General features: G+C 61.4%; 18 protein-coding genes. 4 read left to right on the forward strand and 14 right to left on the reverse strand.

Going from position 1 to position 18,321, the window contains the following annotated elements:
• Positions 1–3 precede the first annotated feature (3 nt).
• The 5 genes from HK439_RS04700 to kynU all read right to left on the reverse strand — a co-directional run bounded on the left by HK439_RS04700 (position 4) and on the right by kynU (position 4,233).
• Positions 4–711 (reverse strand): ABC transporter ATP-binding protein, encoded by a 708-nt coding sequence (locus tag HK439_RS04700; RefSeq protein ID WP_328804103.1) that lies wholly within the window; start codon positions 709–711, stop codon positions 4–6.
• Entirely contained in the window at positions 708–1,478 is a 771-nt protein-coding gene (locus HK439_RS04705; protein WP_190290211.1) for an ABC transporter ATP-binding protein, read from the reverse strand. Before HK439_RS04705 ends, HK439_RS04700 begins: the two co-directional genes overlap by 4 nt.
• Positions 1,479–1,541: 63 nt before the next feature.
• Entirely contained in the window at positions 1,542–2,165 is a 624-nt protein-coding gene (gene kynB, locus HK439_RS04710; RefSeq protein WP_209011557.1) for an arylformamidase, read from the reverse strand.
• A complete protein-coding gene (kynA, locus tag HK439_RS04715) occupies positions 2,165–3,010 on the reverse strand; it encodes a tryptophan 2,3-dioxygenase (RefSeq protein WP_190290214.1) in 846 nt (281 codons plus the stop codon). The genes kynB and kynA overlap by 1 nt, the downstream gene beginning before the upstream one ends.
• 2 nt (positions 3,011–3,012) lie before the next feature.
• Positions 3,013–4,233, reverse strand: a complete 1,221-nt coding sequence (kynU, locus tag HK439_RS04720; RefSeq protein ID WP_190290216.1) for a kynureninase — start codon at positions 4,231–4,233, stop codon at positions 3,013–3,015.
• 148 nt (positions 4,234–4,381) lie between these two features.
• Here kynU and HK439_RS04725 point away from each other — a divergent pair, with 148 nt between their 5' ends.
• Together HK439_RS04725 and HK439_RS04730 are read left to right on the forward strand one after the other, a co-directional pair.
• Entirely contained in the window at positions 4,382–5,092 is a 711-nt protein-coding gene (locus HK439_RS04725; RefSeq protein ID WP_190290217.1) for a GntR family transcriptional regulator, read from the forward strand.
• A 215-nt stretch (positions 5,093–5,307) separates the two neighbouring features.
• Entirely contained in the window at positions 5,308–7,524 is a 2,217-nt protein-coding gene (locus tag HK439_RS04730; protein ID WP_190290218.1) for an NADP-dependent isocitrate dehydrogenase, read from the forward strand.
• A gap of 74 nt (positions 7,525–7,598) precedes the next feature.
• On the opposite strand, the gene HK439_RS04735 is transcribed toward HK439_RS04730, so the two are convergent.
• The 4 genes from HK439_RS04735 to HK439_RS04750 form a co-directional block, all read right to left on the reverse strand.
• Positions 7,599–8,471, reverse strand: a complete 873-nt coding sequence (locus HK439_RS04735) for a bifunctional helix-turn-helix transcriptional regulator/GNAT family N-acetyltransferase (RefSeq protein ID WP_190290219.1) — start codon at positions 8,469–8,471, stop codon at positions 7,599–7,601.
• Positions 8,472–8,730: 259 nt separating this feature from the next.
• Positions 8,731–9,660 carry a 3-hydroxyacyl-CoA dehydrogenase family protein gene (locus HK439_RS04740; RefSeq protein WP_190290220.1) on the reverse strand — a complete coding sequence of 310 codons (930 nt, stop codon included), beginning with the start codon at positions 9,658–9,660 and terminating at the stop codon, positions 8,731–8,733.
• A 357-nt stretch (positions 9,661–10,017) separates the two neighbouring features.
• Entirely contained in the window at positions 10,018–10,341 is a 324-nt protein-coding gene (locus tag HK439_RS04745; protein WP_190290221.1) for a 2Fe-2S iron-sulfur cluster-binding protein, read from the reverse strand.
• Positions 10,342–10,432: 91 nt separating this feature from the next.
• Entirely contained in the window at positions 10,433–11,596 is a 1,164-nt protein-coding gene (locus tag HK439_RS04750) for a cytochrome P450 (protein ID WP_190290222.1), read from the reverse strand.
• A gap of 124 nt (positions 11,597–11,720) precedes the next feature.
• Between HK439_RS04750 and HK439_RS04755 the strand changes: the two genes are divergently transcribed.
• Positions 11,721–12,623 (forward strand): helix-turn-helix domain-containing protein, encoded by a 903-nt coding sequence (locus HK439_RS04755; RefSeq protein ID WP_190290223.1) that lies wholly within the window; start codon positions 11,721–11,723, stop codon positions 12,621–12,623.
• A gap of 307 nt (positions 12,624–12,930) precedes the next feature.
• On the opposite strand, the gene HK439_RS04760 is transcribed toward HK439_RS04755, so the two are convergent.
• From HK439_RS04760 to HK439_RS04780, 5 genes are all read right to left on the reverse strand, one after another.
• On the reverse strand, positions 12,931–13,941 hold the full coding sequence (locus HK439_RS04760) for an aldo/keto reductase (RefSeq protein WP_190290224.1): 1,011 nt from the start codon (positions 13,939–13,941) through the stop codon (positions 12,931–12,933).
• 116 nt (positions 13,942–14,057) lie between these two features.
• Complete coding sequence (locus tag HK439_RS04765) at positions 14,058–15,002, reverse strand: Gfo/Idh/MocA family oxidoreductase (RefSeq protein ID WP_190290225.1); 945 nt, start codon at positions 15,000–15,002, stop codon at positions 14,058–14,060.
• A gap of 85 nt (positions 15,003–15,087) precedes the next feature.
• The gene (locus tag HK439_RS04770; protein WP_190290226.1) at positions 15,088–15,942 is read right to left on the reverse strand and encodes a class III extradiol dioxygenase subunit beta; all 855 of its coding nucleotides are present in this window, start codon (positions 15,940–15,942) and stop codon (positions 15,088–15,090) included.
• Positions 15,942–16,331 carry a protocatechuate 4,5-dioxygenase subunit alpha gene (gene ligA / locus HK439_RS04775; RefSeq protein WP_235987590.1) on the reverse strand — a complete coding sequence of 130 codons (390 nt, stop codon included), beginning with the start codon at positions 16,329–16,331 and terminating at the stop codon, positions 15,942–15,944. The genes HK439_RS04770 and ligA overlap by 1 nt, the downstream gene beginning before the upstream one ends.
• A gap of 446 nt (positions 16,332–16,777) precedes the next feature.
• Positions 16,778–18,031, reverse strand: coding sequence for a LysR family transcriptional regulator (locus HK439_RS04780; RefSeq protein WP_190290228.1), 1,254 nt, complete (start codon positions 18,029–18,031; stop codon positions 16,778–16,780).
• Positions 18,032–18,185: 154 nt separating this feature from the next.
• Here HK439_RS04780 and HK439_RS04785 point away from each other — a divergent pair.
• Positions 18,186–18,321, forward strand: a 136-nt coding sequence (locus HK439_RS04785) for a PIG-L deacetylase family protein (protein WP_190290229.1), incomplete at its 3' end; no start/stop codon positions are given.

Below are 18,321 nucleotides of genomic sequence, written 5' to 3' on the forward strand. Positions count from 1 at the left end.
TCCTCACCCGCCGAGGAACATTTCGGCGACCTCGCGGTCGGCGAGGAGATGGGCGCCCGTGCCTTCATGCCGGTTCTGCCCGGCGGCAAGCACATAGCCGCGGTCGGCAAAGGCAAGCGCCTGCTTGGCGTGCTGCTCGACAAGAAGAATGGCAACGCCCGTGTCACGCACGTCCCGGCAGATCTGGAAGATCTGTTCCATGTAGCGCGGCGACAGACCGGCGGTCGGCTCGTCCAGCAGCAGAAGCTTGGGATCGAGCATCAGCGCCCGGCCCATGGCAACCATCTGGCGCTGACCGCCGGAAAGCGCCCCGGCCAGCGTCTTGCGCCGCTCCTTCAGATCCGGGAACAGTTCGTAGACCCGGTCATAGGCTGCCGAAAGATCGCCCTTCTTCAGGAAGGCGCCCATTTCGAGGTTCTCGTGGATCGACATCTCCCGGAAGATATTGTCCACCTGCGGCACGTAGCAGATGCCGCGCTGGACGATCCGGTTCGGCGCCCAGCCGGTGATGCGGTCGTCGTCGAAGATGATCGACCCGCCGCGGATTTTCAAAAGGCCGAACACCGCTTTCATGGCCGTGGACTTGCCGGCCCCGTTCGGACCGACGATCACCACGATTTCCTTGTCGTCCACCTGGATGGAGACGTCCTGGAGAATATCCGCGTCGCCGTAGCCGCCGGTGACGCCGTTCATCGAAAGAAGAATTTTCACGCGGCATCCCCCACCGTCTCGCCGAGATAGGCTTCGAGCACCCGGGTATCGGACCGCACGGTCTGGAAATCGCCCTCAATCAGCACGGCGCCTTCCGCCATGCAGACGACCGGATCGCAGAGCTTTTCGATCATCTCCATGTCGTGTTCGATCAGGATGAACGTGTAGCCGCGCTCCGTGTTGAGGATCTGGATCTTTTCCTCCAGCTTCCTCAGAAGCGTCCGGTTGACGCCCGCCGCCGGCTCGTCGAGCAGGACCAGCTTGGCGTCGGTCATCATGGTGCGGCCCAGCTCCAGGAGCTTCTTCTGCCCGCCGGACAGGTTGCCTGCGCGCTGGTGCGCGACGTGGGTCAGCTCCAGGAAATCGAGCGTATCGTAGGCCTTCCGTTCGACCTCCGTCTCGTTTTCCCTGACCCGCCCCCAACGGAACCAGTTGGCGAACAGTCCCTCGCCGACCTGGTGCGGCGGCACCATCATCAGGTTTTCCAAGGTGGTGAGATGATGAAACTCGTGCGGGATCTGGAAAGTCCGAACGAGGCCTTTATGAAAAAGGGCGTCGCTTGAAAGTCCCGTCACGTCTTCGTTGAGAAACTTGATTGTTCCACTGGTCGGCTCGAGGGCTCCCGCGATCATGTTGAAGAGGGTCGTCTTGCCCGCTCCATTCGGTCCGATCAACCCGGTGATGCTTCCCTCTTCGACATTGAAGGAACATCCGTTGACCGCACGAAAACCGCTGAAGTCCATCACGAGCTGGTTCAGTTCCAGCATATAGGCTCCTCGCCGCCAATCTTGTGGCGATCTTTTGTTTTCCCCGTCTGCCTGCCGGACAGCCTACGTTTTTCGCAGGACAGCCCGTACCGGCGCTGCATCGAGCCCTTCTAGCTTCATTGGCAGCGCAATCAATTCATAATCCCCCGGTTCCGCACAATAAAGCGCCAGATTCTCAAGAATCCGCATGTCGCGGTCCCTTGCAACCATATGCGACGGCAAATCCTTGGAGGTTTCCGGATCCACGGACGGCACGTCGATGCCGACCAGCCTTACCCCGGTTTCGGCCAGAAGTCCCATCGTTTCCGGCGCCAGGGTCCGGAAACCCGTCGGCCAGACCATCGGATCGATGCGCTCCGAAAGCCGAAGCAGAACGCGCGGCGGTGTATTTTCCAGTTGTCCGGCGATGTCCTCCGGCCTGCACAGCCTGTCCGTTCCCCGCGCATCGATCAGCCGCGCCGGTCCCAGAAAATCGTCGAGATCGAGCTGGTCGATGGATTTTCCGTGCGGGTCGTAATGAAGCGGCGCATCCGCATGGGCGCCGCAATGGGTCGAGAGCGAAATCTCCGCGACATTCACCGGGCACTGGGGCCCAATGGCGAAGGTCTGCGCCGTCCGGCACGGCGCATCGCCCGGAAAAACCGCCATGCCCGCCCGAACCGGCGGGGTGATGTCGATCAGCTGCATCAAAGCTCCGCTCTCAGCGCCCACAGTTCGGGGAAGAGAACCACATCCAGCATGCGGCGCAAATAGGTCACCCCGCTGGTGCCGCCGGTGCCGCGCTTGAAACCGATCACCCGCTCGACCGTGGTCACGTGGTTGAAGCGCCAACGGCGGAAATAATCCTCGAAGTCGACCAGTTTTTCCGCAAGCTCATAAAGCGGCCAGTGCTTTGCCGGGTCTCTGTAAACGGCAATCCAGGCGTCGCGGACACTGTCATTCGCCTGATAAGGATCTGCGTGATTGCGCGCCAGATGGTCGGCATCGATCTTGAACCCGGACCGGGCAAGCAGAGCGATGGCCTCATCGTAAAGGCTGGTTTCGCGCTGCAGCCGGGTCAGCCAGTCGTGGACCTCCGGCACATGGGCATGCGGGCGGAGCATGGCGGCATTCTTGTTGCCCGCCAGGAATTCGATCGCCCGGTACTGGTAGGACTGGAAGCCGGAGGACTGCCCAAGCGCTTCGCGGAATGTGGTGTATTCGCTCGGCGTCATGGTGCGCAGCACGTCCCAGGCTGAATTGAGCTGGTCGAAGATGCGCGCGGTCCGGGTCAGCATCTTGAAGGCCGGCGGCAGGTTGCCGGAGGCAATGGCCGCCTTTGCCGCCGTCATCTCGTGAAGGGCCAGCTTCATCCAGAGTTCGGAAGTCTGGTGCTGGATGATGAACAGCATCTCGTCGTGAGCCGACGACAGCGGCGACTGGGCGGTCAGCACCTTGTCGAGGGCGAGATAGTCGCCGTAGGACATGCGCCCGTCGAAGGCCATCTGCGCCCCGTCGGCCGCCGGATCGTAAGGAGTATGCGGCTCACCCATGCTCAGGTCACCTTCTGCTTCGTCTTGAATTCGTTCCGATCCCACAGGCGTCCGGTCAGGATCGTCTCCAGGATGTCGACGGCGCGCACCACATCGGCATGGGACAGGTAAAGCGGCGTGAAACCGAAGCGCACCGTATCGGGTGCTCGGAAGTCGCCGATGACCCCATGGGCGATCAGCGCCTGCATCAGCGCATAGCCGTTGTCGAAGCGGAACGAGATCTGGCTGCCGCGCCGCTCCGGATCGCGCGGGCTTGCCAGCACCAGCTCAGGACAGCGCGCCTCAACTTCCGACAGGAAGAGTTCGCACAGGGACACCGACTTCCGGCGCAGCACGGTCATGTCCACATCGTCGAAGATGTCGAGCGCCGCATCGAGGGCGGAGAGCGACAGGACCGGCGGCGTTCCGACCCGCATGCGGCCGATGCCCGTATCCGGGCGATAGTCGAGATCAAAGGCGAACGGCGCCTCGTGCCCCATCCAGCCGGTCAGCGGCGGCCGGACGTTGTCCTGATGCTCCGGCCCCACGTAGAGAAAGGCCGGAGCACCGGGACCGCCGTTCAGATACTTGTAACCGCAGCCGACGGCGAAATCGGCCTTGGCGCCGGCAAGGTCGACCGGCAGGGCGCCGGCCGAATGCGCCAGATCCCAGATCGCCAGAGCACCGGCCCCGTGGGCCTTTGCCGTCAGCGCCTTCATGTCGTGCTTGCGGCCGGTCTTGTAGTCGACTTCCGTCAGCATCAGGACGGCAAGATCATCGCCGATCGCAGCCTCGACCTCTTCCGGCGCGACGATCCTGAGCTCGTGCCCCTGGTCGAGCAGATCCTTCAGCCCGCTGGCCACATAAAGATCTGTCGGAAAATTACCGTTGTCGGACAGGATCACCTTTCTCTCCGGGCGCAGCGCCAGGGCGGCAGCGAGCACCTTGAAGACGTTGATCGACGTGCTGTCCGCGGCGATCACCGTGCCGGGTTGCGCGCCGATCAGCCGGGCGATCTTGTCACCGACCCGCTGCGGCAGGTCGATCCAGTCATGGTCGTTCCAGCCGCGAATGAGGCTCTCGCCCCATTCCTTTTTAATCACCTGCTGCATGCGATCCGGCACATGGGCGGGCAGAACGCCGAGCGAATTGCCGTCCAGATAGATCACCCCCTCCGGCAGCGAAAAGGCAGTCTTCTTTGCCGCCAGCGGATCGTTTTCATCGAGGGGATGGGTGACAGGCATTCTGTATTTGCTTTCCAACGTCAGGGCGGCCATCCGTGGCCGCATGGATAATTCTTTGCAGGCGGACGGTAACAAGAGAGATGACGAAGCTCAAGCGATTATATATAATCTATTAAATTTGATATTCTCGTCGCAGTTTTAGGAATAGATGTCCCAGACGAACTCAGCCTATGAAACCCTGCGCCGCGCGCTTCTGGATTGCGACATCGCACCGGATGCGCCGCTGGCAATCTCCAACCTGAAAGCCCGCTTCGGCTTCGGCTGGACGCCCCTGCGCGAGGCGCTGTCACGGCTGGAAGCGGAAAGCCTGGTGACCTTCGAAAAGAACAAGGGATACCGGGTCGCGCCTGTCTCGGTCGCCGGGCTGAAGGATCTTCAGCTTGCCCGAACCGCCGTCGAGACCACGCTCTTCACCCGCTCCATTGCCCGCGGCGGCGACAGGTGGGAAGCGGATCTCGTTGCGGCCCATTACCTGCTGGCCCAGGCCACGCCCCCCACGCCCGGCGCCGTGACGGCCGAGGGCGTCCTCTGGGAGGAGCGGCACGACGCCTTTCACGCCGCCCTTCTGTCAGCCGCCGACGCCCCCTGGCTGACGCACCTGGCCCGACAGACCAGCGACCAGCTCCACCGGCATCACCGTTTCATTCTGAACGGTGCCGATGTGGCTGAGCAGCTTGGAGGCAAACAGGGCCAGCGGATCCGGGACGTTTTCGACAGGACGCTCGGGATCGCCCATCACACCCGGCTTATGGACGCCGCCCTTGCCCGCGATCCGGACGCGGCGACGCGTCTTCTGGAAGAACACATCGGCTTCACCCTGGCCGTCTACGAGACCCTCTGGCCGGAAAGCGGCGAATAGGCCTGAATTCGAATGAACCGGGATCTTCTGGACCGCCTCGTTCATCGATAGTCCCAATTGCCTTTTCGACTGCGTTTGCTAGAACTGCGCCGGCCCCGCAGGTTGGGGCTGGCATTTGATTGCGTACATTTGTATACGCTTGTTTCAGGATCCGCCCGGAGGCGTTTTGTCCGTCTCCGACCGTTACGTCATCAAGTCGCAGGAAGTTCACTGACATGGCCGACATCATCTACACCAAGGTCGACGAAGCACCGGAACTGGCAAGCGCCTCGCTGCTGCCGATCATCCGGGCCTTCACCAAAGAGGCAGGTATCACCGTCGGCACCAAGGACATTTCCCTGGCCGGTCGTATCCTGGCGAATTTCCCGCAATATCTGACCGACGCCCAGAAGCAGTCCGACGACCTGGCCGAACTCGGCAAGCTGGTGACCCAGCCGGACGCCAACGTGATCAAGCTGCCCAACATCTCCGCGTCCCAGCCGCAGCTCAACGCCGCGATCAAGGAGCTGCAGGCCCAGGGCTATGCAATCCCGTCCTATCCGGACAATCCGTCGACCGACGAGGAAAAGGCGGTCAAGGCCACCTATGACGCCATCAAGGGCTCGGCCGTGAACCCGGTCCTGCGCGAAGGCAATTCCGACCGCCGCGCGCCCAAGGCCGTCAAGGAATACGCCAAGAAGAACCCGCACTCCATGGGCGCATGGCTGCCGACCTCCAAGACCCATGTCTCGACCATGGGTCATGACGATTTCGCCAGCAACGAAAAGTCCGTCACCGTAGGTGCAGCCTCGGCGGGCACGGCAAAAATCGAATTCGTCGGCACCGACGGCGCCGTGACCGTCCTGAAGGACAATCTGAAGCTTACCGAAGGCGACGTTGTCGACGGCACCTTCATGAGTGCCAAGGCCCTTCGCACCTTCCTGGAAAAGGAAATCGCCGACGCCAAGGCCAAGGGCGTTCTCTTCTCCGTCCACCTCAAGGCGACCATGATGAAGGTCTCCGACCCGATCATCTTCGGTCACGTGGTCAGCGTCTTCCTGAAGGATGTCTTCGCCAAGCATGCCGACACCCTGGCGGCCGCCGGCGTCAATCCGGATCTCGGCATCGCCGATCTGGAAGCGAAGGTCGCCGCCCTGCCCGCCGACAAGGCCGCCGAGATCCAGGCCGACATCAAGGCAGCCCTCGACAACGGCCCGGCCATGTACATGGTGAACTCCGACAAGGGCATCACCAACCTGCATGTTTCCTCCGACGTCATCATTGACGCCTCCATGCCGGCCCTGATCCGCGCCGGCGGCAAGGGCTGGGGCCCGGACGGCAAGGAACATGACGCCAAATGCGTGATCCCGGATTCCTCCTATGCCGGCGTCTATGACGCGGTCATCGAGTTCTGCAAGAAGAACGGCGCGCTTGATCCGTCCAAGATGGGCACCGTGCCGAACGTCGGCCTGATGGCCCAGAAGGCCGAGGAATACGGCTCCCATCCGCAGACCTTCAAGGCGCCGGCCGACGGCTCCATCCGCATCGTCGATGCGGCCGGCACCACGCTGATCGAGCACAAGGTGGAAGGCGGCGACATCTGGCGCGCCTGCCTGACCAAGGACGCGCCGATCCGCGACTGGGTCAAGCTCGGCGTCACGCGCGCACGGCTCTCCGGCATGCCGGGCATCTTCTGGCTGGACAAGAACCGCGCCCATGACGCCGAACTGATCAAGAAGGTCGAAAAGTACCTGCCCGAGCATGACACCTCGGGTCTCGACCTCCAGATCATGGCACCGTCCGATGCCGCCCGCTACACGACCGAGCGTATCGCCCGCGGCGAAGACACGATCTCCATCACCGGCAACGTGCTGCGCGACTACCTGACAGACCTCTATCCGATCCTGGAAGTGGGTACCTCGGCCAAGATGCTGTCCATCGTGCCGCTCATGGCCGGCGGCGGCCTGTTCGAAACCGGCGCCGGCGGCTCGGCTCCCAAGCACGTGCAGCAACTGATGGAAGAAAACTACCTGCGCTGGGATTCGCTCGGCGAATTCTGCGCCCTCGGTGCGTCGCTGGAACATCTCGCCAACGTCAAGGGCAATGCCAAGGCCCAGGTCCTGGCCGATGCGCTCGACACGGCGGTCGAGAAACTGCTCGATAACGACAAGTCCCCGAGCCGCCGCGTCGGCGGCCTCGACAACCGCGGCAGCCATTTCTACATCGCCCTCTACTGGGCCCAGGCTCTCGCTGCCCAGGACAAGGACGCCGAGCTCAAGGCCCATTTCACGCCGATCGCTGAAGCTCTGACCGCCAACGAAGACAAGATCGTGGCGGAACTCATCGGCGTGCAGGGTAAGCCGGTCGATACCGGCGGCTACTACCACGCCCCGGCCGACAAGGTCGCCGCCGCCATGCGCCCGAGCGCAACCCTGAACGGCATCATCGGCTGATCGGGTTCGACACATTTGGAAATCGAAAAGGGCGGCCTCGTGCCGCCCTTTTCTTTTTTTAAGAAGAGACGTCTTCACAGCGCCTTTTCGAAGAAGAAGTCCGGATAGGGATCGTCGTTGAAGCGGTCGATTTCCGTCCAGCCCCCGGTCTGGTAGAAGCGGACCGCTTCCGGCAGGGCACTGTTGGTGTCCAGGCGCAGGAGATCGATATTCAGGTCCCGCGCGATGTCTTCCACCTCCGCCATCAGCCGCCTGGCAAGGCCCATGCCCCGGGCCGCCGGCGATACCCAGAGGCGCTTGATCTCGGCATAGCCCTTGTCCGTTCCCTTCAAGCCGACGCAGCCAAGCGGCAGGCCATCGGACATGGCAACCAGAAAGCAGCCGCGCGGACGGATCATGTCCGTCGCATCCGGGTCGCAGGAGAGAGACACATCGAAACCGCCGTCGAAGCGCCGGTTCAATTCCCCGTAATATTCTTCCAGACAGTAGCGGGCGGCCGGGTCCCTGGGATCGCATTCCTCCAGGATCCATTTTTCCCGGCCAAGCGCGGAGGCCACCAGATCCATGGCCTCCAGAAGCGTTTCCGGATGCGGGTATTTCACAAGGAGGTCCTGCGCCCGCCCGTCCGACAGATGCTCATAGGCCTGGAATTCTTTCTGTCCTCTGGCGGTCAGGGTCGCCCTGCGCTTGCGGGCATCATCCGGATCGGTCGTCACCTTAATCAGTTTTTCGTCTTCAAGGCCGCGCAGGAGCCGGCTCATCAGACCGGAATCCAGACCGAGATAGGCACGAACGGCCGCCACATCGGTCCGGCCATGACCAATGGCATTGAGAACGCGTGCGGCGCCCAGGGGACGGCCACGCCCCAGAAACGAAGTATCGAGCGCGCCGACCTCTGACGTGACGGCGCGGCTGAACCGGCGGAAGCGGGAAATATCGTCCAACATAGTTATCTGACTTAGGTCAGATAAAATTCCTTGTCAATCGAACCAGCGCTTCAAGTCACCCGAAAACAATTGCAGGGCCCGTCAGGCCAGCGCGTCCTTGGCCGTAACGAACCGTGCCGCCCGTTCGCCGATCATCATCGCCGGGGACGGCAAACACCGAACAGTCGTTGATGGTCCCGACCCCGGCAATACCGGCCTCCGTCGTGGCGAGAGCAGAGGGCGCGCACTGCAGTCGCGTCCTCAATGCGGATGACGCACCTCAGCCGTCTTCGTTCCCCGGATTACCGTCCCGTGCCTGCGCGGCCAGAAAATCGCGAAGTTGCGTCCTGACCGCATCGGCCGATTCCGGCGTCCATTTGCGAAAGCCTTCGCCGGACTTCATGCCCAGCTTGCCCGCTTCGCAGCATTCGATCAGATAGGGATGCGGCCCGGCCGTGTTGTCGAGATCGGGCATGATCGTTTCGTGAATCGCGCGGGTTAGGTCTAGCCCGACAAGGTCGGACTGCTCCATCGGCCCGAGCACCGCCATGCGGCGGCCGAAGCCGTATTTGACCACGTCGTCGATGGTCTCCGCGTCGCAGACGCCGTTGGCCACCATGGCGATCGCCTCGCGCTTCAGCGCATGCTGCAGCCGGTTGCCGATGAAGCCCGGAACGTCCTTTCTGGCATGAACCGGCTTGCGCCCCGCATCGGCCAGGATCTGCATCGTCTTTTCGACGGCCGGCAGATTTTCCTCCGCCATCTGGACGACCTCGACCAGCGGCACCAGATGCGGCGGGTTCCAGAAATGGGTTCCAACCACACGGTGCTTGGTCTTCACCTTTGCCGCGATGATTCGGGTCGGGATCGAGGACGTGTTGGAGCAGAGAATGCATTCCGGAGACACGTAGCCTTCCAGCTCCTCGAAGATCGACTGCTTCAGCGGAACATTCTCAATCACCGCCTCGACCACGAAAGAGGCATCCCTGACCGCATCGGCAAGAGAACCCACACCGGTCACGCGGGCGCGCACTTCCGGTCCGGCGCCGAACATCTCCTCGATCCCGGCGAGCCGGGATTGCAGGCTGTCGAGCGCCTCCTGCGAACTGTCATAGACCCTGACCTCATGGCCGGCCTCGGCCAGGAGCCAGGCAATTCCGTGCCCCATGAGGCCGGCGCCGATAACCGCTGTCTTCAAATGTTCCGTCATTGCTTATCCTGCTGTGTGCCCATCATTCACATACATAACCCGTCCATAGCGGAAATCGGATGCATGTCTCAGCAGATAAAGCGCCATCCCCATGAGATCTTCCGCTCCGACGAGCGGGCCCGGCGGAATGGGCAGGAACGGAATATTCGACTTGGGTCCGTTCGAACGCCTCCCCGCTTGTCATCCCGGTTTGACGCGAAGCGGCAAGACCGGGATCCAGTACTCCGTGTCGCTTGCGCATGGAAAAGAAAGCAAATTCAAAAGATTACTGGATCCCTGCCTGCGCAGGGATGACACCAAGTTTCTTGGCAAACCAGATCACCCCATTCTCACAAATCCAAAGCGGACACTAGTCGCTCAGCTCTGCGCTTCGGGCAATTCCACGACAATGCCGTCCAGGGCCGGGCTCATCTTGATCTGGCAGGAAAGACGGGAATTCGGGCGCCGTTCGGAGACGACGCATTCCAGCATCTCGTCCTCGATCTCGCCCATCGGCGGCAACAGGTCGAGCTTGTCTTCCTCCACATAGCAATGGCAGGTGGCGCAGGAGCAGGACCCGCCGCATTCGCCCTCTATACCGTCGATCCCGTTCATGGTCGCGCCCTGCATCAGGGTCCAGCCGTCCTGCAGATCGATTTCGGTCGCCGTGCCGTCATGTTCGACATAGGTCACTTTGGACATGGATGTTTCCTCTGTTATTTTGATGGGACCAACATGTCTTTTGTTTTCAAATTGCCGGCGGCAGGGTGAAACGCCGCCGGCAGGCTTCCCGTCAGCCGATCCTCAGATCGAGCCGGGTCGGGCTGCGGAAGGTGGTCGACGGCATCCAGGGCAGTTGCTCCTGCACCCGCGAATACTCCGGCACCCGCTTCAGGAATTCCTCGAAGATGATCTTCGTGGCGAGCCGGGCGATCGCCGTGCCGAGGCAGGCGTGCACACCGCCGCCGAAGCCCAGATGCCCCCGCGGCTTGCGGGCGATATTGTAGATGTCCGGATCCTCGAACCGGCGCTCGTCCCGATTGCCCGCCCCGTAGGCAAGGCAGACGAAGTCGCCCGCTTTCAGGGTCTCACCGTGCAATTCCACGTCCTTTTTCAGGCAGCGCTTGAACCGCTGCGCAGACGTATTGAAGCGCAGGCTTTCCTCCATCGCATCCGGGATCAGCTCCGGGTTGGCGACGAGCTGGCGCCGGGCTTCGGGATGGTCGGCCAGATTGAGCGCGAACATGGTCAGGAAGCCGGACAGGGATTCGATCCCGGCCATGATCAGTGTCGTCACCGTCATCTGCACTTCCCGGTCGTCGAGCTTCTCGCCGTCGATCTCCGCGGTGATGAACTGGCTCATCAGGTCCTCGCCCGGGGCCTTCTTGCGTTCCGCGATCAGATTGGCGGCATACTCCGTCATCCATTTGTAGGCCGCCATGTGCTCCGGCCCCTTGCTGCGGGTCGTCGGGTCCGACTGCACCATGAGCACGGCCTTGTCGCGCATGATGTCCTGTCCGTCCTTGGGCAGGTTGAACAGGTAGACCATCAGGTCGACGGTGATCTTCGACGACACGTCGGTGACGAAATCGAAACTCTCCTCACCCGCGATGGCATCGAGATGGGCGTTGGTCACGGCTCGCGTCGGCTCGACGATGTGGTCGAGCGCGCGCTTGGTCACCGCCTTCTGGATCAGGGCGCGCAGGCGGTCGTGGCGGGGCGGATCGGTGGTCCCGAGCGTCGCACCGGCGCGGCCGGGAAACTCGTCCATCAGGTTGCCGCTCGCCGAGGAATAGGTCTCCCAGTCGTTGAGCGCGGTCAGGATATCCGCATGGCGCGACAGGACCCACATGTTGGCCTCTGTGCTCCAGAAAGCCGGATAGTCATCGCGAAGGCGCTTGTAGAACGGAAACGGATCCGCATCGACGGCCGGCGAATAGGGATTGAATTGGAACATTGTCTTTCGGTCCTCCGGAGGCGCTCCTCAAGCCTCGGACAGGACAATAGGTCCAATGAGAACCCAAATTAATGGAGCTTTCGCAACAATTCTGGTACTTTTGATCCAAAATTCGCGAGACCCTATGAAGAAACCCGTAAGTCAGATCGGCGTCACCCGCTACGCGCTCTTCGGCGAAGAGCTGGCCGGAGAAGATCCCGAATTCATTCACATCGAGGACATCCGGACCAGATCGCGCCTGTATGAATGGCGGATCACGCCCCACGTCCACCAGCGCATGCTCCAGATCGTGTTCGTGGCCGAAGGCTTCGTGCAGGTGCATCTGGAGGACCATACGCAGTCGCTTGACGGTCCGTGCGCGATCACCATCCCGGGCGGCGCGGTGCACAGCTTTACCTTTTCCGAAGGCACCGTCGGCTATGTGGTCACCGCCGCGGACACGGTCGCCATGGACGCCCGGTTCCGCCGCGCGCGGCACTTCTTCGAGGCGCTCATGAAGGAAGCGCACATCCTGGACTTTGCCAATGCCCCGGAGGATGCGGATTTCATTCATACGTCCTTGATGCAGATGGCACGGGAATTCAGCCGGACCCTACCGGGCCGCAGTTCCATGCTGGACTGGCTGTTGCGTGTGGTGATGATGGCGGTAGCCCGCCGGGCGCAAACGGAATCCGTCGCCACAGGGGCCCGCGGCTATGCGCACGAGACCTTCGCCCGCTTCACCGGCCTGGTGGAGGATCACTACCGCGACCACTGGTCGATCGGAGACTATGCCAGGGCCCTGGCCATGAGCCCGGCCCGGCTCAACCGTCTGTGCCAGAGCTTCGCCGGAAAGCCGACCCAGGACATCATCCACGCCCGCGTCGCGCTGGAGGCCAAGAGGCTCCTGACCTACACCAACGCCACCTCGGCCATGGTCGCCTATGAACTGGGCTTCCAGGACCCGGCCTACTTCACCCGCTTCTTCCGCAAGCGCACCAGCAAGACCCCGAGCCAGTTCCGCTCGACGCCGATCGAGACGGGATGAGTTCAGGGTCTATAGGATTGGGCTATCTGGCCTTCATCAACAAATGCACAGATCAGGATTTCGGATGCCTATCCAACCGCAGCGTTGTCATCCCTGCGCAGGCAGGGATCCAGTAACCCATTGACTTTGTTTTCTTTTCAAAACACAGGCGACACGGAGTACTGGATCCCGGTCTTGCCGCTGACGCGCCAAACCGGGATGACAACCGAAGGATTTTCCGGACTCTCCAATCCACGGAGCATCATCACACGGCGAAGTCCGGGCAATGACACTGGGGAGGAGGTATTGCTAGCCGTAACGCAACGTCTCAATGCTCCTCCGGGAACTGTTCCGTGTCGATGTCCGGCTGCTGGGCCGCGCTGTAGCGAGGGCCGGAGACCGTCTGCTGATTGATGATCGCATCGAGACGGTCGACGACCGACTGGTCGATCTCCACGTCCGCGCCGCGGGCATTCTCGGCCAGGTGATCGAGGCTGGTCGTGCCCGGGATGGCGTGGATGTGGTCGCCCTTGGAAAGCACCCACGCAAGCGCCAGTTCCGCCATCGAACAGCCCACCTCGTCGGCAACCAGTTTGTAATCGTCGAGAAGCTTCAGATTGCGCGCGTAGTTTTCCGGCGCAAAGCGCGGCATGTTGCGCCGCAAGTCACCCGGGTTCGGATTGAGCACGTTGTCCATGCCGAAGGTACCGGTCAGGAAGGCACGGGCGAGCGGGCTGAAGGCGACGAAGGAAATGCCCAGCTCGCGGCAGGTGTCGAGCACCGCGATTTCCGCGTTCCGGGTCCACAGCGAATATTCGGTCTGGACGGCCGTGACCGGGTGCACCTTGTGGGCGCGCCGGATCGTTTCGGCGGACATTTCCGACAGGCCGTAAGTCTTGATCTTGCCTTCCTGAACCAGTTCGGCGAAGGCGCCGACGCTGTCCTCGATCGGAATGTTGCGGTCGAAGCGGTGCAAATAATAGAGATCGATCACGTCGGTCTTCAGGCGCTTGAGGCTCGCCTCGCAAGCCTGCTTGATCCGTTTCGGATCGCCGTCGATGTCGCGCGGCTTGTCGCCCTTGCCGGGATAGAGGCCGCACTTGCTGGCGAGGAAGAACTCGTCCCGGCGGCTGCCGATCGTCTCGCCGATGATTTCCTCGCTCTTGCCGGCCCCGTACATGGTCGCGGTATCGAAGTGGGTATAGCCAAGGTCGAGTGCCTTCAGGAGAAGTGTCGCGCTGTCTTCCCGGCTAAGGGCATTGCCGTAGCCATGCGCGAAATTCATGCAGCCGAGACCGACTGCCGAAACCGTGAAGGGACCAAGCTTTCGTTGCTTCATGAGACTGCTTTCGTGGATTTTAATTATGCTGACGGGAAGGAAACTTGCGGTTCGACGTTACAAAAAAAAGACGCCCGGGCGCAATTGCCCGGGCATCATGATGTGCAGCTTGCCGCTTAACGGAACGAGCGCTCGATCGTGTCGAGGGTTTCCATGGCCGGAAGGACCTGGGCAACGCTCGCATTCGGCTCGCGGCCTTCCTTGATCGCGGAGAAGAACTCGCGGTCGATCAGTTCGATGCCGTTGTTAGACACGGCGACACCCGACAGGTCGATCGGCTTGTCATAGCCGTCGAACAGATCGTCGTAGCGGGCAAGGTAGGTGCCGTTGTCGCAAATGTAGCGGAAGAAGGTGCCGAAGGGACCTTCGTTGTTGAACGACAGCGACAGGGTGCAGATCGCGCCGCTCGGCGTCTTCATGCCGATGGCCATGTCCATGGCGATGTCGAGGTCCGGATGCATCGGGCCCTGAAGGCCGAAGCTTTCCGATACCGTTTCACCGGTCTGGTACTGGAACAGGTCGACCGTGTGGCAGGCGTGGTGCCACAGCAGGTGGTCGGTCCAGCTGCGCGGCTCGCCCTTCGCGTTGGTGTTGGACCGGCGGAAGAAATAGGTCTGGACATCCATCTGCTGGATCTTCAGCTCGCCGGCCTTGATCTTGTTGTGGATCCACTGGTGGCTCGGATTGAAGCGGCGCACCTGGCCGGCCATGGCCACGAGACCGGTTTCCTTCTGCTTGGCAACGACGCGCTGACTGTCGGCAAGGCTGTCGGCCATCGGGATCTCGACCAGCACATGCTTTCCCGCGTCCATGCAGGCAACCGCCTGGTCGGCGTGCATCTGCGTCGGAGTTGCCAGGATCACGGCGTCAACGTCATCGCGCGCAAGGCATTCTTCAAGTGTTGCACCCGCGTGGGGGATCCCGCGTTCTGCCGCGAACGCTTCGATCTTATCCTTGGTCGGCCCCATCACCGACGTGACCTGAACGTCTTCGATGTTTGCAATGGCATCAAGGTGCTTGATACCGAAAGCGCCGTATGCGCCGGCGACACAAACTCTCATATGACAATTCCTCTCCGTTCAAGATGACGCACCCCCGGAACCGATCCCGAAACCGGTTCTGAATCAGCTTCCGGGGGCAGTCGCTTTAAGCAGCTTTGTTTTCCAGAATGATGTGGCCGACCGCCGTGTTGGAGGCCGGAACATGGTAGTGGCGATGCACCTCGATGACCTCGTCGTCAAGCGCCCCGCGCATGACATGCCACATCACCATTTCCACACCTTCAGAGCCTGCTTCGCGCAGGTATTCCACATGCGGGATCTTGCTGGCATAGACCGGATCTTCGGTCAACAGGTCGAGGAAGCGCTTGTCCCATTCGGCATTGATCAGGCCCGCGCGCTTGTACTGCAACTGGTGGCTCATGCCGCCGGTGCCGAAGATAACCACGTTGAGGTCCTCTTCGTAGGACTCAACCGCCTTGCGGATCGCCTTGCCCAGATTATAGCAGCGGTTGCCGGTGGGTGCGGGATACTGCACCACGTTGACGGCAAGCGGGATGACCAGCGCCGGCCATTCGTCGTCCGGCCCCATGTCGCCGTACATCACCGAAAGCGGCACGGTCAGGCCGTGGTCCACTTCCATCTCGTTCATGATGGTGATGTCGAATTCGTCCAGGACCAGCGACTGGGCAATGTGGCTTGCCATCTTCTGGTGGTTCTTGACCACCGGAACCGGACGCGGCCCCCAGCCTTCATCGGCCGGCTTGAACTCGGCGGCGGCTCCGAGTGCGAAGGTCGGAATGCATGACGCATCGAAGGCCGTGCAATGGTCGTTGTAGACGAGGAAGATGACGTCCGGGTTCTTTTCCTTCATCCACTCGCGCGACTTCTCGAAGCCCTTGAAAACGGGCTGCCAGTAGGGCTGATCGGTGATCTTGGTGTCCATGGCCACGCCGATGGCGGGCACGTGGGAACAACCGACGCCTGCGGTGATACGGGCCATTAATCTTCACTCCATTCGGATTTGTAGCGATTGCCTTCAATGGACCGGCCGCCATGCAGCATCATGTCCCGGTAGGCTTCCACCCCCATGCCGGTCATCAGCCCGGCAAGATTCTGGAAATTGATGCCGTCGTTGGCGGCAAGTTTCGAGGTGTAATAGATGTTGCCGCCCAGTTCGAGCAGCCGGTTCCAGTCCCGTTTCAGCACCGCGTCACGCTGTTCCGGCTTCATCGGATATTTATCCAGATAGGCCTCTTCATCGGCGTTGAATTCATCGCGGTTCTTCTGCAGTCTCAACGAGATGCAGAACTGGTTCAGATGGTAGCCTTCGCGCGACCGATCGGCATCGAACACGAAGGTTCCAGGAATATCCTCATATTCCTTTTCCATGGCCAAGTTTCTCCTGTGAATTCCGTTTGCTGCCCGGTTCCCGCGGCCCCTCGGGGCCGAACCGGGAAACCGGCGTCCTCCAATTGCGACAACGCCCGCATGACACCGCCAAGATCTGTCCTCATGCGGCTTTCCAGGCGCGGCGCACGTCCGTTTCGGCATTCAGCCCAGGCGCTTCGATGGTCGATGCTGATCTACGCATTCCGGCGACCCGTCCTATGCCCCGTTCAATGCCATGCGTCATGTTTCATCTTATCATAAATTCAGCTTCACCCGTCCGGACGAAACAGGCCTTTTCCAGGCGCCCGTTTCCGGGCTTCCCGACCGGCCGGCGAAGCTTACCCCTCCTCACGTCTTGCTTCTGCAGCATGTATACATGACCGATACAGCCTGTTTCCCTATCATTCAATAACGCCGAAAGGGTATTCAATCGAAGAGGTTGCTATTCATTTTTTCAATAGCGCCGCTTCTTCGTGCGCCGATGACAGGTCCGAGGCGCTGATTTCGCGCAAGTAAGTGAGGAACTGTTTCTGGGTTTCCGTCGGCCGCCAGTCGGCACGATAGGTCAGACCGATCGGCCTTGAATTGTTGGTCAGCTCGATGGGAAGCGGCCTCAGAAGATCGCGCTCCAGTTCGCTGCGGATCTGGCTTTGCGAGATGATCGTGATGTAATCCCCCATCATCAGCAGGCCGCGCACCAGGATGAGCGAACTGGACACCGCCCTGACCGGTGTCTCGGGCAACGCATCGATCCGCAGGGTGTCGAAGAGATAACTGCCGGCAGGCGTCGTCTTGGGCGGAGCCACCCACGGATAGGCGAGCGTATCCTCCAGCGTTACGTTCTTTTTCTTCAACAGCGGATGATTGGCCCCCACGACGATCGCCAGCGGATCGTCGAACAGGGCTTCCTGAACCACGTCGTCGACCGGCAGTGTCTTGCGCAGGGCCCCGACAAGAAAATCGACATCCCCCTGGCGCACGCCCTGCAGGAGTTCCGCATAGACCCCGTCGAGAACCCGTATCTGCACCTTGTCGCGGACCCGCACCATGCGGTCGATCGCCATCGGCAGGAGATAGGTCCGCGCCAGCGGCAGCGAGCCGACAATAATCTGGCTGGAATCCCGCCCCAGGAAATCGTCGACCTCGTCGAACCCCTGCTGCAGTTCGGCGAGCGCAAGCTTTGTCCGCTGTGCCAGAACCTGGGCTGCCGGCGTCAGCGAGATACCCTCCTGCGCCGGGTTGAAAAGCTTGATGCCCGACAGGCGCTCAAGATTGCGCGCCGCGCGGTGGATCGAGGGCTGGGAAATCCCGATATTCCGGGCGGCGATACTGAAATTATTGGCCTCCGACATGGCAATCAGGGCCCGGAGCTGGGCGGCCGTCACCAGGCGGTCGAAATGGGAAAAGCCGCGTTCCTTCTGTTTCGCGCCAAGCCGGGACGCTTCCCTTGCACCGGCCTGCAGATGATCCAGCGCACGCTCGACACGCTCCAGAAGCCGGCCGCCGACGTCGGTTGCGAACATCCCGTCCGCCCGCCGCTCGAACAATTGAATATCGAGCTCGTCCTCCAGCTTCGAGATCGCCTGGGTCACGGCCGGCTGGGACAGATGCTCCTTTTCCGCCGCGGCGCTGACGCTATGACACTCGGCCACCCGCCTGAACACCCTCAGATGGCGGATGTTGGGAACCTTCAACCTCATTCGGCGACCGTTTCTTCCATACAAATCATTATAGCAAAATTTTATAGCAAGCGTTCCCTTTTGAAATGGGATTTTTCTGCAATCTGAAGCATCGTGCGCGGGAAACCTCGCCGCACGAGGGGCGAAACGAGATATTCAGGGCGGAAAAATTAATATGGCATCGAAGAAAACGGCATTGGTAATCAGTGCGCATTCGGCAGATTTTGTGTGGCGGTGCGGGGGTGCGATCGCGCTGCACGAGGAGCGCGGCTACGACGTGACGGTGGTGTGCCTGTCCTACGGCGAGCGCG

This window comes from Roseibium aggregatum, from assembly GCF_014692675.1.
Classification (GTDB): Bacteria; Pseudomonadota; Alphaproteobacteria; order Rhizobiales; family Stappiaceae; genus Roseibium; species Roseibium aggregatum_C.